General features: G+C 59.8%; 14 protein-coding genes. 1 reads left to right on the top strand and 13 read right to left on the bottom strand.

The window, feature by feature from the left end:
• Positions 1 to 2: 2 nt before the first annotated feature.
• On the bottom strand, positions 3 to 3,926 hold the full coding sequence (gene purL / locus G5171_RS00520) for a phosphoribosylformylglycinamidine synthase (RefSeq protein WP_421259653.1): 3,924 nt from the start codon (positions 3,924 to 3,926) through the stop codon (positions 3 to 5).
• Positions 3,927 to 4,075: 149 nt separating this feature from the next.
• Here purL and mltF point away from each other — a divergent pair, with 149 nt between their 5' ends.
• Complete coding sequence (gene mltF / locus G5171_RS00515; RefSeq protein WP_421250289.1) at positions 4,076 to 5,560, top strand: membrane-bound lytic murein transglycosylase MltF; 1,485 nt, start codon at positions 4,076 to 4,078, stop codon at positions 5,558 to 5,560.
• Positions 5,561 to 5,933: 373 nt separating this feature from the next.
• On the opposite strand, the gene G5171_RS00510 is transcribed toward mltF, so the two are convergent.
• The 12 genes from G5171_RS00510 to pepB (G5171_RS00455) form a co-directional block, all read right to left on the bottom strand.
• On the bottom strand, positions 5,934 to 6,158 hold the full coding sequence (locus G5171_RS00510) for a zinc ribbon domain-containing protein (protein ID WP_005344872.1): 225 nt from the start codon (positions 6,156 to 6,158) through the stop codon (positions 5,934 to 5,936).
• Between the two features lie 123 nt (positions 6,159 to 6,281).
• A complete protein-coding gene (gene der, locus G5171_RS00505; RefSeq protein ID WP_043823902.1) occupies positions 6,282 to 7,778 on the bottom strand; it encodes a ribosome biogenesis GTPase Der in 1,497 nt (498 codons plus the stop codon).
• A 74-nt stretch (positions 7,779 to 7,852) separates the two neighbouring features.
• Entirely contained in the window at positions 7,853 to 9,037 is a 1,185-nt protein-coding gene (bamB, locus tag G5171_RS00500; RefSeq protein WP_421250290.1) for an outer membrane protein assembly factor BamB, read from the bottom strand.
• Positions 9,030 to 9,680 carry a YfgM family protein gene (locus tag G5171_RS00495; RefSeq protein ID WP_421250291.1) on the bottom strand — a complete coding sequence of 217 codons (651 nt, stop codon included), beginning with the start codon at positions 9,678 to 9,680 and terminating at the stop codon, positions 9,030 to 9,032. Before G5171_RS00495 ends, bamB begins: the two co-directional genes overlap by 8 nt.
• 3 nt (positions 9,681 to 9,683) lie before the next feature.
• A complete protein-coding gene (gene hisS / locus G5171_RS00490; protein WP_005344864.1) occupies positions 9,684 to 10,961 on the bottom strand; it encodes a histidine--tRNA ligase in 1,278 nt (425 codons plus the stop codon).
• Between the two features lie 138 nt (positions 10,962 to 11,099).
• A complete protein-coding gene (ispG, locus tag G5171_RS00485) occupies positions 11,100 to 12,215 on the bottom strand; it encodes a flavodoxin-dependent (E)-4-hydroxy-3-methylbut-2-enyl-diphosphate synthase (protein ID WP_288728027.1) in 1,116 nt (371 codons plus the stop codon).
• 10 nt (positions 12,216 to 12,225) lie between these two features.
• Positions 12,226 to 13,194, bottom strand: a complete 969-nt coding sequence (rodZ, locus tag G5171_RS00480; RefSeq protein WP_219264689.1) for a cytoskeleton protein RodZ — start codon at positions 13,192 to 13,194, stop codon at positions 12,226 to 12,228.
• The gene (gene tapF, locus G5171_RS00475; RefSeq protein WP_085943024.1) at positions 13,184 to 13,975 is read right to left on the bottom strand and encodes a PilW family type IVa pilus biogenesis/stability lipoprotein TapF; all 792 of its coding nucleotides are present in this window, start codon (positions 13,973 to 13,975) and stop codon (positions 13,184 to 13,186) included. Before tapF ends, rodZ begins: the two co-directional genes overlap by 11 nt.
• An 11-nt stretch (positions 13,976 to 13,986) precedes the next feature.
• Positions 13,987 to 15,090 (bottom strand): bifunctional tRNA (adenosine(37)-C2)-methyltransferase TrmG/ribosomal RNA large subunit methyltransferase RlmN, encoded by a 1,104-nt coding sequence (locus tag G5171_RS00470; RefSeq protein WP_033136073.1) that lies wholly within the window; start codon positions 15,088 to 15,090, stop codon positions 13,987 to 13,989.
• Between the two features lie 167 nt (positions 15,091 to 15,257).
• Positions 15,258 to 15,686, bottom strand: a complete 429-nt coding sequence (gene ndk, locus G5171_RS00465) for a nucleoside-diphosphate kinase (protein ID WP_005333805.1) — start codon at positions 15,684 to 15,686, stop codon at positions 15,258 to 15,260.
• Between the two features lie 267 nt (positions 15,687 to 15,953).
• Positions 15,954 to 17,237 (bottom strand): aminopeptidase PepB, encoded by a 1,284-nt coding sequence (gene pepB / locus G5171_RS00460; protein ID WP_005359802.1) that lies wholly within the window; start codon positions 17,235 to 17,237, stop codon positions 15,954 to 15,956.
• Positions 17,234 to 18,538 (bottom strand): aminopeptidase PepB, encoded by a 1,305-nt coding sequence (gene pepB / locus G5171_RS00455; RefSeq protein WP_421250294.1) that lies wholly within the window; start codon positions 18,536 to 18,538, stop codon positions 17,234 to 17,236. Before pepB (G5171_RS00455) ends, pepB (G5171_RS00460) begins: the two co-directional genes overlap by 4 nt.
• Between the last annotated feature and the right edge of the window lie 64 nt (positions 18,539 to 18,602).

Below are 18,602 nucleotides of genomic sequence, written 5' to 3'. Positions count from 1 at the left end.
TATTAACCCAGACGAACCCGGGCGTTGCGGAACATCCGCATCCAGGCGCCGTCCTCGCCCCAGTTGTCGGGGTGCCAGGAGTTGGCCACGGTACGGAACACCCGCTCCGGGTGCGGCATCATGATGGTGGCGCGGCCATCGGTGGTGGTCACGGCGGTGATACCATCCGGCGAGCCATTTGGGTTGGCCGGGTACTGCTCGGTCACGCTGCCGCGGTTGTCGACAAAGCGCAGCCCTACCAGACCGCTCTGCTGCAGTGCGCTCAGGTGAGCGGCATCGCGCACCTCGACACGCCCTTCCCCGTGGGAAACGGCGATGGGCATCACGGAGCCTGCCATGCCGGCGAAGAAGGCCGACGGGGACTCCTGTACCTGCACCAGACTGAAGCGGGCCTCGAAGCGCTCGGAGCGGTTGCGTACAAAGCGCGGCCAGAGATCAGCACCCGGGATGAGATCCCGCAGGTTGGACATCATCTGGCAACCGTTGCAGACACCCAGAGAGAGGGTATCGCCGCGCTCGAAGAAGCGCTGGAACTGCTCACGGGCGTTGTCATTGAACAGGATGGACTTGGCCCAGCCTTCACCGGCACCCAACACATCACCGTAGGAGAAGCCGCCACAGGCCACCAGGGTCTGGAACTCCTCCAGCTTGATGCGACCGGAGAGAATGTCGCTCATATGGACGTCCACAGCCGCGAAACCGGCACGATCGAACGCCGCCGCCATCTCCACGTGGGAGTTGACCCCCTGCTCGCGCAGCACCGCCAGACGGGGGGAGACCCCGCGGGCAATGTAAGGTGCAGCCACATCCTCGGACGGGTTGTAAGTCAGCTTGGCATGCAGACCCGGATCGGTGGCGTCCTGACGGGCCGCGTGCTCACTGTCGGCGCACTCGGGGTTGTCGCGCAGGCGCTGCATCTGCCAGCTGGTCTCGCCCCAGATGGTGCGAAGGGCGGTACGGCTGGCACGATAGACCTCCTGACCGGCCCGTTGCAGGGTGATGAGATCCCCTTCGCGCACGGTACCGAGCACATGGGAGCAGGCTGCCAGACCGTGGCCGGCCAGCAGGGTCATCACCGCCTCTTTATCTTCACGACGCACCTGAATGACGGCGCCCAGCTCCTCGTTGAACAACGCAGGCAACAGCTCGCCACCGATACGATCGAGCTGGATGTCGAGACCGCAGTGACCAGCAAACGCCATCTCCACCAGAGTGACAAACAGGCCGCCGTCGGAGCGGTCGTGATAGGCGATCAGCTTGCGATCGGCCACCAGCGCCTGAATGGCGTTGAAGAAGCCCTTGAGCTGGACCGGATTGTCGAGATCCGGCGCCTTGTCACCCAACTGGCGATAGACCTGCGCCAACGCCGAGGCGCCGAGGCGCTGCTTGCCGTTGCCAAGGTCGATGAGGATAAGGTCGGTTTCACCGAGATCGGTACGCAGTTGTGGCGTAACCGTGTTGCGCACATCTTCGACCCGGGCAAAGGCGGAGATGAGCAGGGAGAGCGGCGAGGTGACGCTGTGCTCCTTACCATCTTGCTGCCAGCGGGTCTTCATGGACATGGAGTCCTTGCCCACCGGAATGGTGATGCCAAGGGCTGGGCAGAGCTCCTCGCCCACCGCTTTGACCGCCTCATAGAGACCGGCATCTTCCCCCGGGTGACCGGCAGCGGCCATCCAGTTGGCGGAGAGCTTGACCCGCTTCAGCGACCCGATGTGGGCCGGCGCCAGGTTGGTAAGCGCTTCCGCCACCGCCATGCGAGCGGAGGCGGCGTGGGAGAGCAGCGCCACCGGGGTACGCTCGCCCATGGACATGGCTTCGCCGTGATAGCTGTCGTAGGTGGCAGCGGTGACGGCGCAATCGGCCACCGGGATCTGCCAGGGGCCAACCATCTGATCGCGATTGACCAAGCCAGTCACGCTGCGATCGCCGATGGTTATAAGGAAGGACTTCTCCGCCACGGTCGGCAGACGCAGAACCCGCTCGGCTGCGTCACTCAAAGTGATGCCATCGAGCTGGAGCGCTTTGCCTTGTGCAGGCAGAGTCACCACGTCGCGGTGCATCTTGGGGGCCTTGCCGAGCAGCACGTCCAGCGGCAGATCGATGGGCTGGTTGTCAAAGTGGTCGTCAGAGAGGGTCAGATGCTTCTCTTCGGTCGCGGTACCGATGACGGCATAGGGGGCGCGCTCACGCTCGCACAGCGCCTTGAACAGCGGCAGCTTGTCCTGCGCTACCGCCAGCACGTAACGCTCCTGGGATTCGTTGCACCAGATCTCCAGCGGGCTCATGCCCGGCTCGTCGCTCTGGATGGCGCGCAGATCGAAACGACCGCCACGCTCACCGTCGTTGACCAGCTCCGGCATGGCGTTGGAGAGACCACCCGCCCCCACATCGTGGATAAAGACGATAGGGTTGTCGTCACCCAGCTGCCAGCAGCGATCGATCACCTCCTGGCAACGGCGCTCCATCTCGGGGTTGTCACGCTGCACCGAGGCAAAGTCGAGATCTTCGGCCGACTGGCCGGAGGCCATGGAGGATGCGGCACCACCGCCCAGACCGATGTTCATCGCCGGGCCGCCCAGCACGATCAGCGCCGCACCGACCGGGATATCCCCTTTCTGGACATGTTCGGTGCGGATGTTGCCGATGCCGCCAGCCAGCATGATGGGTTTGTGGTAGCCACGCACCTCGACGCCGTTGTGGCTCGGCACCTCCTCTTCGAAGGTACGGAAGTAGCCGAGAATGGCCGGACGGCCGAACTCGTTGTTAAACGCGGCGCCGCCGAGCGGCCCCTCCTGCATGATGTCAAAGGCGCTGACAATGCGGCTCGGCTTGCCGAAATCCTGCTCCCAGGGCTGCTCGAAGCCGGGAATGCGCAGGTTGGAGACGGAGAAACCGACCAGACCCGCCTTGGGCTTGGCACCACGACCGGTGGCTCCCTCGTCGCGGATTTCGCCGCCGGAGCCGGTGGCTGCCCCCGGGAACGGGGAGATGGCGGTCGGGTGGTTGTGGGTCTCCACCTTCATCAGGATGTCGACCTGTTCCTGGTGATACTGGTATTCGCCGTTGGCCGGGCTCGGGAAGAAGCGGCCACCCTGGCTCCCTTCCATCACGGCGGCGTTGTCTTTATAGGCAGAGAGGACATGATCCGGCGTCTGCTCGAAGGTGTTCTTGATCATCTTGAACAGCGACTTGGGCTGCTGCTCACCATCGATGGTCCAGTCGGCATTGAAGATCTTGTGACGGCAGTGTTCGGAGTTCGCCTGGGCGAACATGTAGAGCTCGATATCGTTGGGGTTGCGACCCAACTTGGTGAAGTTCTCCACCAGATAGTCGATTTCGTCGTCGGCCAGCGCCAGACCCAGCGCCACGTTGGCTTCGGCCAGGGCTACGCGACCACCGCCCAGCACATCCACCTGGGTGAAGGGGCGAGGCTCGTGGTGAGCAAACAGGGCGGCAGCTTCGCTCATCTCGGCAAACACCACTTCCATCATCCGATCATGGAGCACGGCGGCAATGGCGCTGCGCTGGGCGGCACTCAGCTCACCCGGCCCCTTGATGGTCAGGTAATAGGCAATACCACGCTCCAGCCGCTTGACTTGTTTCAGGCCGCAGTTGTGGGCGATGTCGGTTGCTTTGGAAGACCAGGGGGAGATAGTGCCGGGGCGGGGGGTAACAAGAAACAGCTGACCACTGGGGGTGTGTTCGGGGATGGTCGGGCCGTAGCGCAAGAGCTGGCCCAAGGTCGCTCGCTCGGGGGGAGAGAGGGGGCTTGTCAGCTCGGCAAAGTGCACATACTCGGCATAGACATCCTCTATCTCTACTCCGCTCTCTACTCCACTCTCGTTTTTCATCTGTGCGAAGCGTTGCAGCAGTTTTTGGACACGAAAATCAGACAGTGCTGGGGCACCACGCAAGATATCCATATGACCTTTCTCACCAAGTTTTAAAGTGGGGGGGAATTGAGACGCGCGTATTATAGGGATCTGGCTCACAGCGGACAAACGTTTTTCTCACTTCACGCAGTGTGACTCTGCGCACACTCTCTGGTATAAAGGTGCCTCTTTTTTGACAAATGCCGATTTTTTCAACAAAGGTACTCACCTACTTGCGCTGCATTTTTCGACTGTTTATCGGGCTGTTGTTGACGCTGACGCTGGTTGGCTGCGACTTCTATACCCCCTCCAGCCAGCTGGAGCAGATCCGCCAACGAGGCGAGATCAGGGTTGGCACCATCTATGGCCCCACATCCTATTACCAGCGTGACGACCTCGCCCAGGGGTTCGATTATGAGCTGGCGCAACATTATGCCGAATGGCTGGGGGTGAAACTCACCATCATCCCGGTCAACACCACTGACGAACTGGTTACCCTGCTGAAAAAGGGTAAAGTCGATCTGGCGGCAGCCGCCATCATGGTCACTCAGGAGCGGCGCGAGCTGTTTCGCTTCGGCCCGGGCTTCTACCAGGTCTCTCCCAAGCTGGTATACCGTAATGGCAAGCCCAAGCCGGCCTCGTTGAACGATATAAAAGGCAAGCTGGTGGTGGCCGCCGGCTCCACCGGGGAAGATCTGCTCAAAGAGATGAGCAAAGAGAATCCCAAACTGACGTGGAGCACCAGCCACAACGCCGATGTGGAGGAACTGCTCAAGCAGGTGGTGGATGGCAAGATTGACTACACGGTGGTGCAGGATACCGTGCTGGCCCGTACCCAGCGCTACTACCCGGAGCTCACCGAGGGGCTGACCCTGGCACAGAAGCAGACCGTTGCCTGGGCCATGAGCAAGCTGCCCGATGACAGCCTCTATGCCAGCGTCATCGACTTTTTCGGTCAGCGCTTTATGGACGGCGCTATCGCCAAGCTGGACGAGAAGTACTTCGGCCACGTGCAGAACTTTGACTTCGTCGATACCCGCACTTTCCTGCAGCGGGCCAAGAGCCTGCTGCCCAAGTACCAGCCGCTGTTCCAGACCCACGCCAAGAATATCGACTGGCGCCTGCTGGCTGCCATCAGCTATCAGGAGTCCCACTGGGACCCGCAGGCGCGCTCCTACACCGGCGTGCGTGGCATGATGATGCTGACCGAGCCCACCGCCAAGGCGATGGGGGTCAATGATCGGCTTCATCCGGAAGAGAGCATCAAGGGGGGCTCTCTCTATCTGCAGCAGATGATGGAAAAGGTTCCCGACTCGGTGCCCGAGGACGAGAAGGTGTGGTTTGCTCTCACCGCCTACAACATCGGCTACGGCCATATGATGGACGCGCGCCGTCTGACCAAGGAACTAGGCAAGAATCCCGACGCCTGGAGCGACGTCAAGGATGTGCTGCCGCTGCTGCAGCAAGCACGCTGGCATCGCAAGGTGCGTTACGGCTATGCCCGCGGCAGCGAGGCGCGCAACTATGTCAACAACGTGCGTCAGTACTACCAGAGCCTGCTCTGGCTCGATAACGAGCAACAGAAGGCCCACCAACGGGAGAGTCTCGACAACGACAGCGAGCCGGAGATCGCCGAGCGCCCGACTATCATCGCCGAAGTGGTCAATCAGATCACCATGCGCTAACCAGCCATTATTCGGCTGTTTTCACGCAAACTTCTCTGTTACCATCGATCCACATCGGAGCCTATCCGAAATCGCATTGTTTTCATTATGTTGAGAGAGTAAATAACAGCAATTTCGGATGGGCGCCATCAATGACCCAAGGCCGGGATGGCCACCTGAGTTGGGAGGAGACCAAGATGCAAAAACGTAGAAAAATCAGTCTGGTCAGAAAAGCGAAGTGCAGCTGGAGCCCCAGACGCAAACTCAAGCTTAATGACATCAAGCGCAACCTGTGGCGCAGAAATCGATCCTATACCCTGCTTATTGCAGAGCACACAGCATAAACCCGGCATTCGCCGGGTTTTTTTATCTTCTTTCTCACCTGAAAATCGTCTTACACCAGCGCCGCCTTGAACTGTACCGTCCGCTTGGAGATCAGTGAGTTGCAGTGGTTGCAGAAGTAATCCACCGCGCCGCACGCCTTGAGACGCTCCAGCTCCTGCTGGCAGGTCGGGCAGATGGCCGTGACGCGAACAGGTGCCTGGCACTGACCACAGGTTTGCTCCTTGCTGCGGGTATCCAGTTCAGCCTGGCATGACGGGCAAAGCAGGGCTTCCATTGTAGACTCCTCATAAAGTGAACCTGCGATAGGCTTGCCCATGGCGGGTTCCCCTCCCCTTATTCCTCACCTTAACATGGCGAGGATAACAAAGCGGCTGCCGGTGAGGGCAGCCGCAAGGACTTATTTCTTCTTCATCTTCAGCAGGCGTTTGCGCTGACGTTCCTGACTCAGGGTCATGGTGTTCTTCTTGCCTTCAAACGGGTTGACCGACTCCTGGAACTCGACCCGGATCGGCGAGCCCATGATCTTGAGGGACTTGCGGAAGTAGTTGATGAGATACCGCTTGTAGGAGTCCGGCAAGTCGTTCAGCTGGTTGCCGTGGATCACGATGCGTGGCGGGTTGTAACCACCGGCGTGGGCATACTTGAGCTTGACGCGGCGACCATTGACCATCGGCGGCTGGTGATCTTCCTGCGCCATCTGCATGATGCGGGTCAGCATCGCCGTACTGGTACGACGGGTGGCGGACTGATAAGCCTCCTGAATGGATTCAAACAGGTGGCCTACACCGCTACCGTGCAGGGCGGAGATGAAGTGAACGCGGGCGAAGTCGATGAAGCCCAAGCGACGATCCAGCTCGTTCTTCACATCCTCTTTAACCTTCTGATCCAGGCCATCCCACTTGTTCACCACCAGCACCACGGAGCGACCGGCATGGAGCACATAGCCCAGAATGCTCAAGTCCTGATCGGTGATGGTCTCCTGAGCGTCGATCACCAGCAGGCAGACGTTGGCATCTTCGATGGCTTTCAGGGTCTTGATAACGGAGAACTTCTCCACCGTCTCGTGCACCTTGCCACGACGACGCACACCGGCGGTGTCGATGACCACATACTTCTGCTCGTCACGCTCCATCGGAATGTAAACGGAGTCACGAGTGGTACCGGGCATGTCATAGACGATGACCCGATCTTCACCCAGCATGCGGTTGGTCAGGGTCGATTTACCGACGTTGGGGCGACCGACGATGGCAAACTTGATGGGCAGGTCGGCGAACGGCGTCTCCTTGGTGTCCTCTTTGGTATCGAGTTCACCGGCAGCCACCATGCGCAGCAGGGCTTCTTCGTCGAAGTCCTCCTCTTCCTCATCCTGCGCATCTTCATCGGTAGCGGCATCAACCAGGGTCTCCAGATGGGGGGCCAGGGCCAGTTCCAGCAGGCTCAGTACGCCACGACCGTGGGCGGCCGCGATCTGGTAGACCTCGCCCAGGGCCAGACCGTAGAACTCGGAAACCGCGGAATCACCGTCGATACCGTCGGTCTTGTTGGCCACCAGAAATACCTTTTTGTGGGCCTTGCGCAGGTGCTCGGCGATGGCTTGATCCGCCGCGGTCAGACCGGCACGGGCATCCACCATGAACAGCACGACGTCCGCTTCTTCGATGGCCAACAGGGATTGCTCGGCCATCTTCAGCTCGATCCCCTCTTCGGTACCATCGATACCACCGGTATCGACCACGATAAATTCCAGCTCGCCCAGCTTCGCCTGACCGTATTTGCGATCCCGGGTCAGACCGGGAAAATCGGCAACCAGGGCATCCCGGGTACGAGTCAGACGGTTAAACAGGGTGGATTTCCCCACATTTGGGCGGCCCACCAGGGCTACTACAGGAGTCATAAAAGCCTCATTCTCAAGACGACAAAGGCTCCGGGTCCGAAGACCAGGAGCCGTATATTCACATTAACGGACGATCAAGGACGCTTGAGGGCGTACAACTTGCCGCCACGGCTCTGTACATACAGGGTCTCGCCATCCACCAAGGGAGCGGCGTAGAGACCACTGCTATCGAGCTGCTGCATCGCCTTGATGGTACCGTCGGTACGATCAAGCCAATACAGGTATCCTTCCACATCGCCTACCACCACATAGTCACCGAAGATGACAGGTGCGGTGACGGTGCGGTTTTCCAGCTGGGTATTGGACCACAGCTCCAGACCGTTGCGGCGGTCCACGGCAAACAGGTGGCTGCGGCTGTCGGTCAGCACAATGGCATTACCGGTAATCGCCAGATCGCGATAGCCGGAATACTTGCGCTTCCACACCTCGTCACCACTCATCAGTTTGCGTGCCATCAACTGGCCATTGTAGGCGATGGCATAGAGCTCATCACCGGCAATCAGCGGGCTGGCATCGACGTCCACCATACGGTCAAGCTCGGTGGCACCGCGCGGGTCGGCGACCTTGGACTGGCGCACCGGTTGGCCGTTCCCGAGCAGGGCAATGCCCACCTTGCCATCGGCGCGGCCATAAATCACGGCACCATTGGTGATCACCGGCGCACCTGCACTGCGCAGGGTCAGCGGCGGCTGCTCTTCAGAGAGAGTCCACTGAACCTTGCCTTCGTCAGTATCGAGGGCAATCAGGCGACCGGAGGTAGTCAGCACTACCACGCGGCCATCTTCCACCGCAGGGCTCGCCACCACTTCGCCGGGCACATTGGTCTGCCACAGCACATCACCATTCTCTTCGTTCAGGGCGTATACCACTCCGTTCTCGGAGCCGAGGAACAGCTTGCCGTAACGGGATACCAAGCCACCCGAGAGGCGCGCGCTGCGCTTGTCGGCGTTGACCGGCAGGTCAGCCAGATCGACTGTCCAGAGGCGATCGCCACTGGCACGATCAAAGGCGCTGACATCGCCGTCGCGGGCAGCCGCGTAGATGCGGTCCTCTTCCACCACCGGCTTGAGCTGGGAGTAGAAGTCACCGATGCCATCACCCACGGTGGATGACCATGCGGTGTCGGCAGTGAAGGAAGATTCAACCTTGGGCAGCGGCGCCATCGGGTTGAGATCCTCTTCCGAACTGAACAGGGAGCAACCCTGCAGAGCGAAGGAGACCGCAGCCCCCAGCGCCACCATCTTGAATAGATTACGCATCCGGTGCCTCACCAGTCGCAACGGCCGGCAGGGCCAGATCATCCATTTTCAGCTTGAGCTCGGCGCTACCCTGCAGGCCGCCGGCATCCGCCGCCGCCTGATAGGCGTCGCGAGCCTCCTCAATCTTGCCCTGCTTTTGCAGGATGTCACCGCGCACTTCGGCCACCTGGGCCTTGAAGGCGTCGCTGTTGATCTTGCCAAGTTGGGCCAGCGCTTCATCTGCCTTGCCCTGATCATTCAGCACTCGGGCCAGACGCAACGCCGCGATGGGACGAATGCTCTCGTCACCTGTGGTCGCCACCAGCTCCAGCTGCTCGGCAGCCAGATCCAGCTTGCCCGCCTTGACGGCAGCAGCAGCCAGTTGCAAAGCGGCCAGTTCGCCGTAGGAGTCGCCCTTGTTGGCGGTGACAAACTGCTGTGCCTGCTCGAAACCGGCGACATCGCCCTTGGCCAGCAGCTCAATCACCTGGTTGTAAGAGTTGGAGGAGGCCTCCATGGTCTCTTGCTGGTGCTGGTTGTAATAGCGCCAGCCGAACAGACCGACCAGACCGATCACGGTCCCGGCAATCACCGAGGTTCCGTTCTCTTTCCACCACTCCTTGATAACCTCAACCTGTTGTTCTTCGGTGGTATAGACTTCCACAGCTTACTCTCCTTTGGCTGCCAGCAGGGCAATGGCGGCGTCAACCTTGACGGTCTGTTGCTCGGCCTGACCACGCAGATATTTGATAGTGATCTCCCCGTTTTGCACCTCGGTTTCACCAAGGATCAGGGCGATTGCCGCACCGCTCTTGTCGGCACGCTTGAGTTGTTTCTTGAAGTTGCCACCGCCGCAGTGGCTCATGAGGCGCAGGTCAGGCAGGGCATCGCGCAGACGCTCGGCCAGCTGGAAGCCAGCCTGCTCGGTCCCCTCGCCCACCATCGCCAGATAAACATCCACCGCCGGGCGGATATCGGCGTTGAGCTCGAGGGTCTCCAGCATCAGCACCAGACGCTCCATGCCCATGGCAAAGCCCACGGCCGGGGTCGGTTGACCGCCCAACTGCTCTACCAGACCATCGTAGCGGCCACCGGCACAGACGGTGCCCTGGGCACCCAGACTGCTGGTGACCCACTCGAACACGGTCAGGTTGTAATAGTCAAGACCACGCACCAGACGCTCGTTCACTTCGTATTTGATCCCGGCAGACTCAAGCAGGCGCTTGAGCCCCTCGAAGTGGGCCAGGCTCTCTTCGCCCAGGTGATCGAACAGACGCGGGGCACCCGCCAAAATGGCCTGTACTTTTTCATCCTTGGAGTCGAGCACCCGCAACGGGTTGCTGTACATGCGGCGCTGGCTCTCTTCGTCCAGCTGGTCCTTGTACTGCTCCAGATAGGCTACCAGCGCATCACGGTAAGCGGCACGCTCGGCACTCTGCCCCAGGGTGTTGAGCTGCAGGGTGACATGTTCGCTGATGCCAAACAGACGCCACAGGCGGTGGGTCAGCATGATCAGCTCCGCGTCAATGTCCGGCCCGTTGATGCCAAACAGCTCGACACCGAACTGGTGGAACTGGCGGTAACGGCCCTTCTGGGGACGCTCGTGACGGAACATGGGGCCCATGTACCACATCCGGCGTTCCTGGTTGTAAAGCAGACCGTGCTCGATACCGGCACGGACGCAGCTGGCGGTCCCTTCCGGACGCAGACTCAGGCTGTCGCCGTTGCGGTCTTCAAAGGTGTACATCTCTTTTTCGACCACGTCGGTCACTTCACCGATGGCGCGCTTGAACAGATGAGTCTGCTCGACAATCGGCATGCGCACTTCGCTGTAGCCATAGCTGGCAACGACCTGGCGCAGGATCTGTTCAACTTTCTGCCATACCGGGCTCTGCTCCGGCAGGCAATCATTCATACCGCGAATAGCTTGGATCTGTTTTGCCACGTTGATACTCGAGAAAAAGAGGTAAAATTTGGCCGCATTATAGGGAGTTTCACCCCCGAGGTAAAATCAGGGAGTCCGGATGCGGGGTGTAAAATCAGTCACCTGGAAAGAGGGCCACCCCATGTGGCCCTGTTTCGCTCACTCCTTGTCCATCGGGATCCGGTTGGCCGGATCCAGCATGGCGGCGCGGGCACGAATGCGGCGCTCCAGAGTAGGAATGAGATCCTTGTTGTCGAGCCGATCGACCCGCTGGCCCCCCTCATAGAAGGCACTCTTGTTGGCGGCACCCGCCAGACCAAGGTCGGAAACCAGCGCTTCGCCCGGCCCGTTCACCACACAGCCGATGATGGAGACATCCATCGGGGTGATGATGTCTTCGAGCCGCTCTTCCAGTGCATTGACTGTGCCTATGACGTCGAACTCCTGCCGAGAGCAGGAGGGACAGGCGATAAAGTTGATGCCACGGGAGCGAATACGCAAGGATTTGAGGATATCGAAACCGACCTTCACCTCCTCCACCGGATCCGCCGCCAGCGAGATACGCAGGGTATCGCCGATGCCGTCGGTGAGCAGCATACCCAGACCGATGGCAGATTTCACCGCGCCGGCACGGAAACCGCCCGCTTCGGTGATGCCAAGGTGCAGCGGCTGCTCGATCTGCTTGGCCAGCAGGCGATAGGCGCCGACTGCCAGGAAGACGTCGGAGGCCTTGACGCTCACCTTGAAATCCTGGAAATCGAGGCGATCGAGATACTCCACGTGCCGCATGGCGGACTCCACCAGCGCTTCGGGGGTCGGCTCGCCGTACTTCTCCTGAATATCTTTCTCCAGCGAACCACCATTGACCCCGATACGGATCGGAATATTGAGGTCGCGCGCGCAATCGACCACCGAGCGCACCCGCTGCTCGTTGCCGATGTTACCCGGATTGATACGCAGGCAGTCAGCGCCGTATTCCGCCACTTTCAGGGCGATGCGATAGTCGAAGTGGATATCGGCGACGATGGGAATGCGGGTCTGCTGTTTGATCAGCCGGAACGCTTCCGCCGCTTCCATGGTGGGCACGGAGACACGAACGATATCGGCACCGACCCGCTCGATCCGCTGGATCTGCTCGACGGTGGCGGCAACATCTGTGGTCTTGGTGTTGGTCATGGTCTGCACGGTAATGGGGGCATCGCCCCCAACCGGTACATTACCAACCATGATCTGTCTGGATTTACGACGAATAATGGGAGATTCGTGAGATGACATGGGAAACAGATTACTCCTGCGGCAGTGAGAAGCGGGCTGTACGACCGTTGTTGTAACGGCTCATATCAAACGACTGACCCTTGTAGTCAAGCTTGACCGCCATCGGCGCGCCAATGATGAACTTCAGGGGCTCGGCGCCTTCCAGCACCAGCTCGTCGTTGGCCTTCTTCAGACCACTGAACAGGGTCTTGCCGTTGGCATCCTTAACATCCAGCCAGCAATCGGCGGTGAAGCTCATCTTCAGTTGCGGCGCAGTCGCCGGATCAACGACAGCTTCATTAGATTCGGTGCCATTGGCGCCGGATACCACAGCATCGGTCGCAGTGCCGACAGCCGCGCTGACATCGGTCGGGGCCACGGCCGCAGAGGCCGGCGTCAGGGTGGTGCTTGCTCCAGAAACCATCGCTGGAGTATTTACATCAGGGGCGGCAGGGGCGATAGGAGTACCTTCCGCCGGAGCGCTATTGATTGCATCAGGCACCGTGGTAGCAGACGCTACCGGTGTTGAACTGGTTGCACTCATCTCGGTGGCAGCCAAGGCTTCATCACCGGCGGAGCGGCGTGAAGTACTCTGCCACCACCAGGCGACCGAGAGCGCAATCAACACCAGAATAACCAACCAGGTGACCACCTTGAGGCGATTGTCGTTGGCTTGCTGGCGAGAACGACGGGAGAAGCTCTGCATGTCGATATTGTCGGGAGGAGTCAGACCCAGCTTGTCGTAAGCGGCCAGAATGGTCTCGTCGGGGATCCCGACCAGCTTGGCATAGGTACGCAAATAACCCCGAATAAAGGTGTGGGACGTGTGCTTGTCGTAGGTATCCGATTCGATAGCGGCGATCAGGGTCAGACGAAGGTGAATGCGGGACGCAACCTGTTCTCGTGTCCAGCCAAGCTGTTCACGGGCGTTGCGCAGCAATTGGCCTGGGCCTACTGCCTGGGAGTCGTCTTGGAAATCGTGTTGCTGTTCAATAGTCATTGGCTAAATAACGCTTGGCTTGTTGCGAAGTGGGATATTGCCTTACCAGCTCAGTCCCGAATTGGTGAAGTAATGCCGGCTTGTCCATCGCCTGTGCCAGCCGAAGTCTCAACCAGAGACTCTCCTCGTTCTCGTCTGACACATCGGCAAAACGGGCGAGGTAGGACTGCACATCAGGCAGCTTGCCATCTTTCATGGAAAGCTCGGCCAAGTCCAGCAATAACCCTGGATTGCGGGGATTATACCCCAAGGCCAGGCGATAGTACTCGCCTGCTTTATCATTTCTGCGATTTTGCAGCGCACAAAGTGCCGCATTTTCATAGGTATCGGCAATTTTTACGTAGCCTGGCTGAATAACAGCCTGGTTGAACGCCTGATCTGCCTCGGCATACCTGCCGCGATCACAGAGGAAGGCACCATAGTTGTTCATTGCGTCAGCATTGGACGGATCCATGGCAAGGGCGTTCTTGTAATGGGTCTCGGCTGCCTTGAAATCTCCTACCTTCTGGTAAAAGTAGGCAAAACCGATCTGGATCTGGGGGTTGGAGGGGTCATACTGGAGGGCGCGGTCAAGATTGAACTTGGCCTGCTCGGCATTGCCCTGACGCAAGTACTGGATACCCAAGTCGAGGCGGGTTTGGGCAGCCGCCTTGAGGTCAGGACCCACTTCACGCTGGGTCGAGTTCTGGCCAGCGTAAGTGGTCTCGGTCACACAGCCTGGCAGCGCGCAGAGCGCTGCCACTACGATCAATGTACGTGTATCCATTCCCTGTCTATACAATGGCTTAGCATTTAAACCATTTTGACGGAAATCCCATCCTGTTGCATCCGATTTTTGATAGTTCGCTTGGTACGGTCAATCACGTCCCCCACCAGCTGACCACAGGCGGCATCGATGTCATCACCACGGGTCTTGCGGACAATCACGGTGAAACCGTACTCCATCAGCACCTTGGAGAAGCGATCGATACGGCTGTTGCTCGGCTTGCCATAAGGGTTGCCCGGGAAGGGGTTGAACGGGATCAGGTTGATCTTGCTCGGAGTGTCCTTGAGCACCTTGGCCAGCTCGTGGGCATGCTGCATATCGTCATTGATATGATCGAGCAGCACATACTCGACGGTTACCCGACCACCGTTGGCATTGGACTTTTCGAGGTAACGACGGACACCGGCGAGGAACTCCTCGATGTTGTACTTGTCGTTGATCGGCATGATCTCTGAACGCAGCTTGTCGTTTGGGGCGTGCAGGGAGATAGCCAGCGCCACGTCGATCTGGTCGCCCAGCTTGTCCAGCGCAGGTACCACGCCAGAGGTGGAGATGGTCACCCGGCGCTTGGAGATGCCAAAGCCGTAGTCATCCATCATCAGACGCATGGCGGGCACCACGTTGGCGAGGTTGAGCAGCGGCTCGCCCATCCCCATCATCACCACGTTGGTGATGGGACGCTTGCCACCGACCACGCGGGCCGCACGCCACACCTGACCGATGATCTCGGAGACTTTCAGATTGCGGTTGAAGCCTTGTTGAGCCGTGGAGCAGAACTTGCACTCCAGCGCACAGCCAACTTGAGAGGAGACGCAGAGGGTCGCGCGGTCATCTTCCGGGATGTAGACGGTCTCGACCTCCTGATCGCCCACCTGCAGGGCCCACTTGATGGTGCCATCGGCAGAACGCTGCTCGCGGCTGATCTCGGGCGCCTTGATCTCGGCGATCGCCTTGAGGCGCTCTTTGAGCACCTTGTTGACGTTGGTCATCTGATCGAAATCATCACACCCAAAGTGATAGATCCACTTCATGACCTGATCTGCCCGGAATGGCTTCTCGCCCAGTTCGACGAAAAAGGCACGCATGGCATCCCGATCAAGATCCAGCAGGTTGATTTTTGTTTCGCTCATCAATGGCCTCAGTTCAAACACTTCATCAATTATTGGCTGACGACGTCAGGGGGCGGCATTGTACAAATAATGGGTCTGGCTTTCCACCTGGAGAATAGAGGGATATTGCGTAAACGGCGAAAACAACAAAGGGAGCCGAGGCTCCCTTGGGTCATCATCCACAAAAATCAGCCGCGCGGGCAGATCTCGTTGTCAGAGAAGAAGTAGGCAATTTCGCGGGCTGCGGATGCCGGTGCATCGGAGCCATGCACTGCGTTGCGATCGATGCTCTCGGCATAACAGGCACGCAAGGTACCAGCCAGCGCCTCTTTCGGGTTGGTAGCCCCCATGATCTCGCGATTGCGACGGATGGCGTCTTCCCCTTCCAGCACCTGCACCATGACAGGGCCAGAGGTCATGAAGCTGACCAGATTGTCATAAAAAGGCTTGCCCTGATGCTCGGCATAGAAACCGGCAGCCTGTTCACTGCTCATGTGCAGCATTTTGGATGCCACCACTTTCAAGCCTGCGCTTTCGAAACGGCTATAGATGGCACCGATCAGGTTCTTGCTGACAGCATCCGGTTTAACGATAGAGAAGGTACGTTCGATGGCCATTGATATCTTTCCTTAACTACAGAGTTTTATTGTTAGAATCCATGTTCGCTGGCGATTATACGTAAACAAAAACCGGAAAAACACACAAACGAGCAACTTTTTATTAAACATCACTCCCTTGCAATCAACATCCACACTCATCTTGACCGAGCAGAGCCGGAAAATATGTGCGCTTGCGCACGATAGTTACCTTAAGCCGCCAAAACCCCATCTTTTGTTCACAATTCGAACAGCATGAAAAAGGCACCCGAAGGTGCCTTGTCTCGCCTATTTGGCTTCCGCCAGCAGGGCCCGCGCTATGGTGCGCATCCCCAGGGTATTGGCCCCCGGCGCCCAGAGGGCATCGCCGTTGTCACTGAAGCAGGCGGCCAGATCGATATGCAACCAGCCCATCCCTTCGTTGGCAACGAAACGGGAGAGGAAACCCGCAGCGTTGGAGGCGCCACCCGGCCCGCCCCCCTTCACCGGACGGCTGTTGGCCGTGTCGGCGTAATGGGAGGGGCACTGCTGGCGGTGCCAGGGCTCCAGCGGCAGCGGCCAGGCAGGCTCATGCTCAGCATCGGCATAGGTCATGGCCCGGCTTACCAACCCTTTGTCGAGGCCGAACAGAGCATTGTAGCGCCCACCCAGCGCCATCACGGCTGCGCCGGTCAGGGTCGCGGCATCGATGATCAGCGGTGCGCCGGACTCGCTCGCCAGTTGCAGGCCGTCGGCCAGCACCAGCCGCCCCTCGGCATCGGTATTCACAATCTCGACCGTGGTGCCGTTCTTGTAGGTGAGGATGTCGCCCAGCTTGTAGGCGTGGCCGGAGACTAGGTTCTCGGCGCAGCAGAGGATCAGCTTCACCCGCTTGTCGAGCCCGCGCAGCATGGCCAGCGCCAGTGCACCGGTGACAATCGCCGCGCCCCCCATGTCGCACTTCATGGTGAGCATCCCCTCGGAGCTCTTCATGGAGTAGCCGCCGGAGTCAAAGGTGATCCCCTTGCCCACCAGCGCTGCCGCTACCGGCGCCTTGGGGTCACGTCCCGGGTTGAAGTCGAGCTCCAGCAATACCGGTTCGCGCGCACTGCCGCGGCCCACCTGATAGAGGCCGACCCAGCCCGCCTGTTGCAGCGCTTCACCTTTCAAAATGCGATGACTCACCTTGTCCGGCGCCAGCTCGGTAATAAAGGAGGCCGCTTCCACCGCCAGCTCCAGCGGGCCCAACTGCTCCGGGGTGGCATTGGTCATCTCGCGCACCCAGCGGCCACAGAGCCAGCGCGCTTCCAGCTCCTCTCGGTCCTCTTCCGAGGACATGGCCCACTGCAGTTGCACCTCCGCCTTGGGGGTTTGCAGCCCTTGTGCAAATGCCCACTGCTGTTCACGCTCCCAATGACCAGCCAGGGTCACTTTCTGGATCCCTTGCTGGCAGAGGCGACGGGCCGCCTGCTGGATATCGAGCAGCGGATTGGCCGTCACCAGATGGATCACCATGCCGTCGGCACGGTGAGAGAGCAGCGCCCCCTCCCCCCACTCGGCCGGTGCAAATTCACGACTTAACCAGACATTCATGCGGTCACCTCCTGCAGCCAGCGGGCGATGGTGCGCAGACCGTGCCCCTTGGCGCCGGTTGCCCAGAGATCGTTACCCGATTTCTGATAAGAGGCCGCCAGATCCAGGTGCACCCAACCCTTGCCCTCATCACGTACGAAACGGGAAAGGAACGCAGCAGCCGTGGTGGCACCGGCCGTGCCTTCGGCTGAGGCGACGTTGCCCAGATCGGCAAAGGCCGAGGTGAGCTGGCTGGCATGCCAGGGCTCCAGCGGCAGCGCCCACGCCTGCTCGTTTTCCACCTTGGCGGCGGCCAGTGCGCGCTGCTGCTCGGTCTCATCGAGGGCAAACACCGCATTGTAGTCGCGCCCCAGCGCCATCTTGGCGGCGCCGGTCAGGGTGGCTGCGTCAAGGATAAAAGCTGCACCGCTGTCGGAGGCCGCCATCAGGCCATCGGCCAGCACCAGACGCCCTTCCGCATCGGTGTTCTGGATCTCGACCGAAATGCCGTTTTTGTAGGTAAGGATGTCGCCCAGCTTGAAAGCGTGGCCGGAGACCAGGTTCTCGGCGCAGCAGAGAATGAGCTTCACCCGCTGGTTCAAACCGCGGCTGATGGCCAGCGCCAGCGCGCCGGTGACCATGGCGGCGCCGCCCATGTCGGACTTCATCGGCAGCATGTTGTCAGAGGACTTCATGGAGTAGCCGCCAGAATCAAAAGTGATCCCCTTGCCCACCAGCGCCGCCACCACGGGCGCATGGCGATCACCGGTCGGGTTGTAGTCTAGCTCCAGCAGCACAGGCTCGCGCTCGCTGCCACGGCCAACCGACCAGATCCCGATATGGCCAGACTCACGTAGCGCTTCACCGGCGGTGATGCGGGCAGTAACCTGATCCCCGGCCAGACCACGAATAAGCAACAGGGCCGATTCCGCCAGACTCATGGGGTAGATCTCTTCCGGACAGCCATTGGTGATGTCACGTACCCAGCGAGCAGCCTTGAGCAGCGCATTCAGTTCACGGGCGTCCGCGTCGCTCTGCTGGCCGAAATCCAGTTCACGGGCTCCCTTGGCGGCGTAGAACCCCTGGGCGAACGCGTAGCGACGCTCCAGATCCCACCCCTCTCCAGCCAGCGTCACCCGCTTGATCCCGCTCGATTCGAGGCGACGGGCAGCGCGCTGAACGGTGCGCAGGACATCCTTCTCCTGACCGGCGGCACCGAGATGGATCAGTGCCTCGTCGCCATTGAAACTGAGCTGGGCGCCCTCGCCCCAATAGGTAGCCGCAGCCTGGGTGGATAACGCTACCTTCATCATGTCAGCCATCGTGTTTGCTTCCTTTTTACTGGCACTATGTATAAGCACTCTTTATGGGAAAGAGCTTATTAGC

The organism is Aeromonas sp. 600774 (assembly GCF_049175075.1).
In the GTDB taxonomy this organism is placed as follows: domain Bacteria; phylum Pseudomonadota; class Gammaproteobacteria; order Enterobacterales; family Aeromonadaceae; genus Aeromonas; species Aeromonas veronii_A.
Note: the sequence above shows the minus strand (reverse complement) of the source record. Positions and strands in the feature narration are given on the sequence as shown.

What these genes read in the sequence shown, in the direction of transcription:
- purL (WP_421259653.1), bottom strand. Translation starts at nt 3,926, where the DNA reads ATGGATATCTTGCGTGGTGCCCCAGCACTGTCTGATTTTCGTGTCCAA.
- mltF (WP_421250289.1), top strand. Translation starts at nt 4,076, where the DNA reads ATGCCGATTTTTTCAACAAAGGTACTCACCTACTTGCGCTGCATTTTT.
- G5171_RS00510 (WP_005344872.1), bottom strand. Translation starts at nt 6,158, where the DNA reads ATGGAAGCCCTGCTTTGCCCGTCATGCCAGGCTGAACTGGATACCCGC.
- der (WP_043823902.1), bottom strand. Translation starts at nt 7,778, where the DNA reads ATGACTCCTGTAGTAGCCCTGGTGGGCCGCCCAAATGTGGGGAAATCC.
- bamB (WP_421250290.1), bottom strand. Translation starts at nt 9,037, where the DNA reads ATGCGTAATCTATTCAAGATGGTGGCGCTGGGGGCTGCGGTCTCCTTC.
- ispG (WP_288728027.1), bottom strand. Translation starts at nt 12,215, where the DNA reads ATGTCATCTCACGAATCTCCCATTATTCGTCGTAAATCCAGACAGATC.
- rodZ (WP_219264689.1), bottom strand. Translation starts at nt 13,194, where the DNA reads ATGACTATTGAACAGCAACACGATTTCCAAGACGACTCCCAGGCAGTA.
- G5171_RS00470 (WP_033136073.1), bottom strand. Translation starts at nt 15,090, where the DNA reads ATGAGCGAAACAAAAATCAACCTGCTGGATCTTGATCGGGATGCCATG.
- ndk (WP_005333805.1), bottom strand. Translation starts at nt 15,686, where the DNA reads ATGGCCATCGAACGTACCTTCTCTATCGTTAAACCGGATGCTGTCAGC.
- pepB (WP_005359802.1), bottom strand. Translation starts at nt 17,237, where the DNA reads ATGAATGTCTGGTTAAGTCGTGAATTTGCACCGGCCGAGTGGGGGGAG.
- pepB (WP_421250294.1), bottom strand. Translation starts at nt 18,538, where the DNA reads ATGGCTGACATGATGAAGGTAGCGTTATCCACCCAGGCTGCGGCTACC.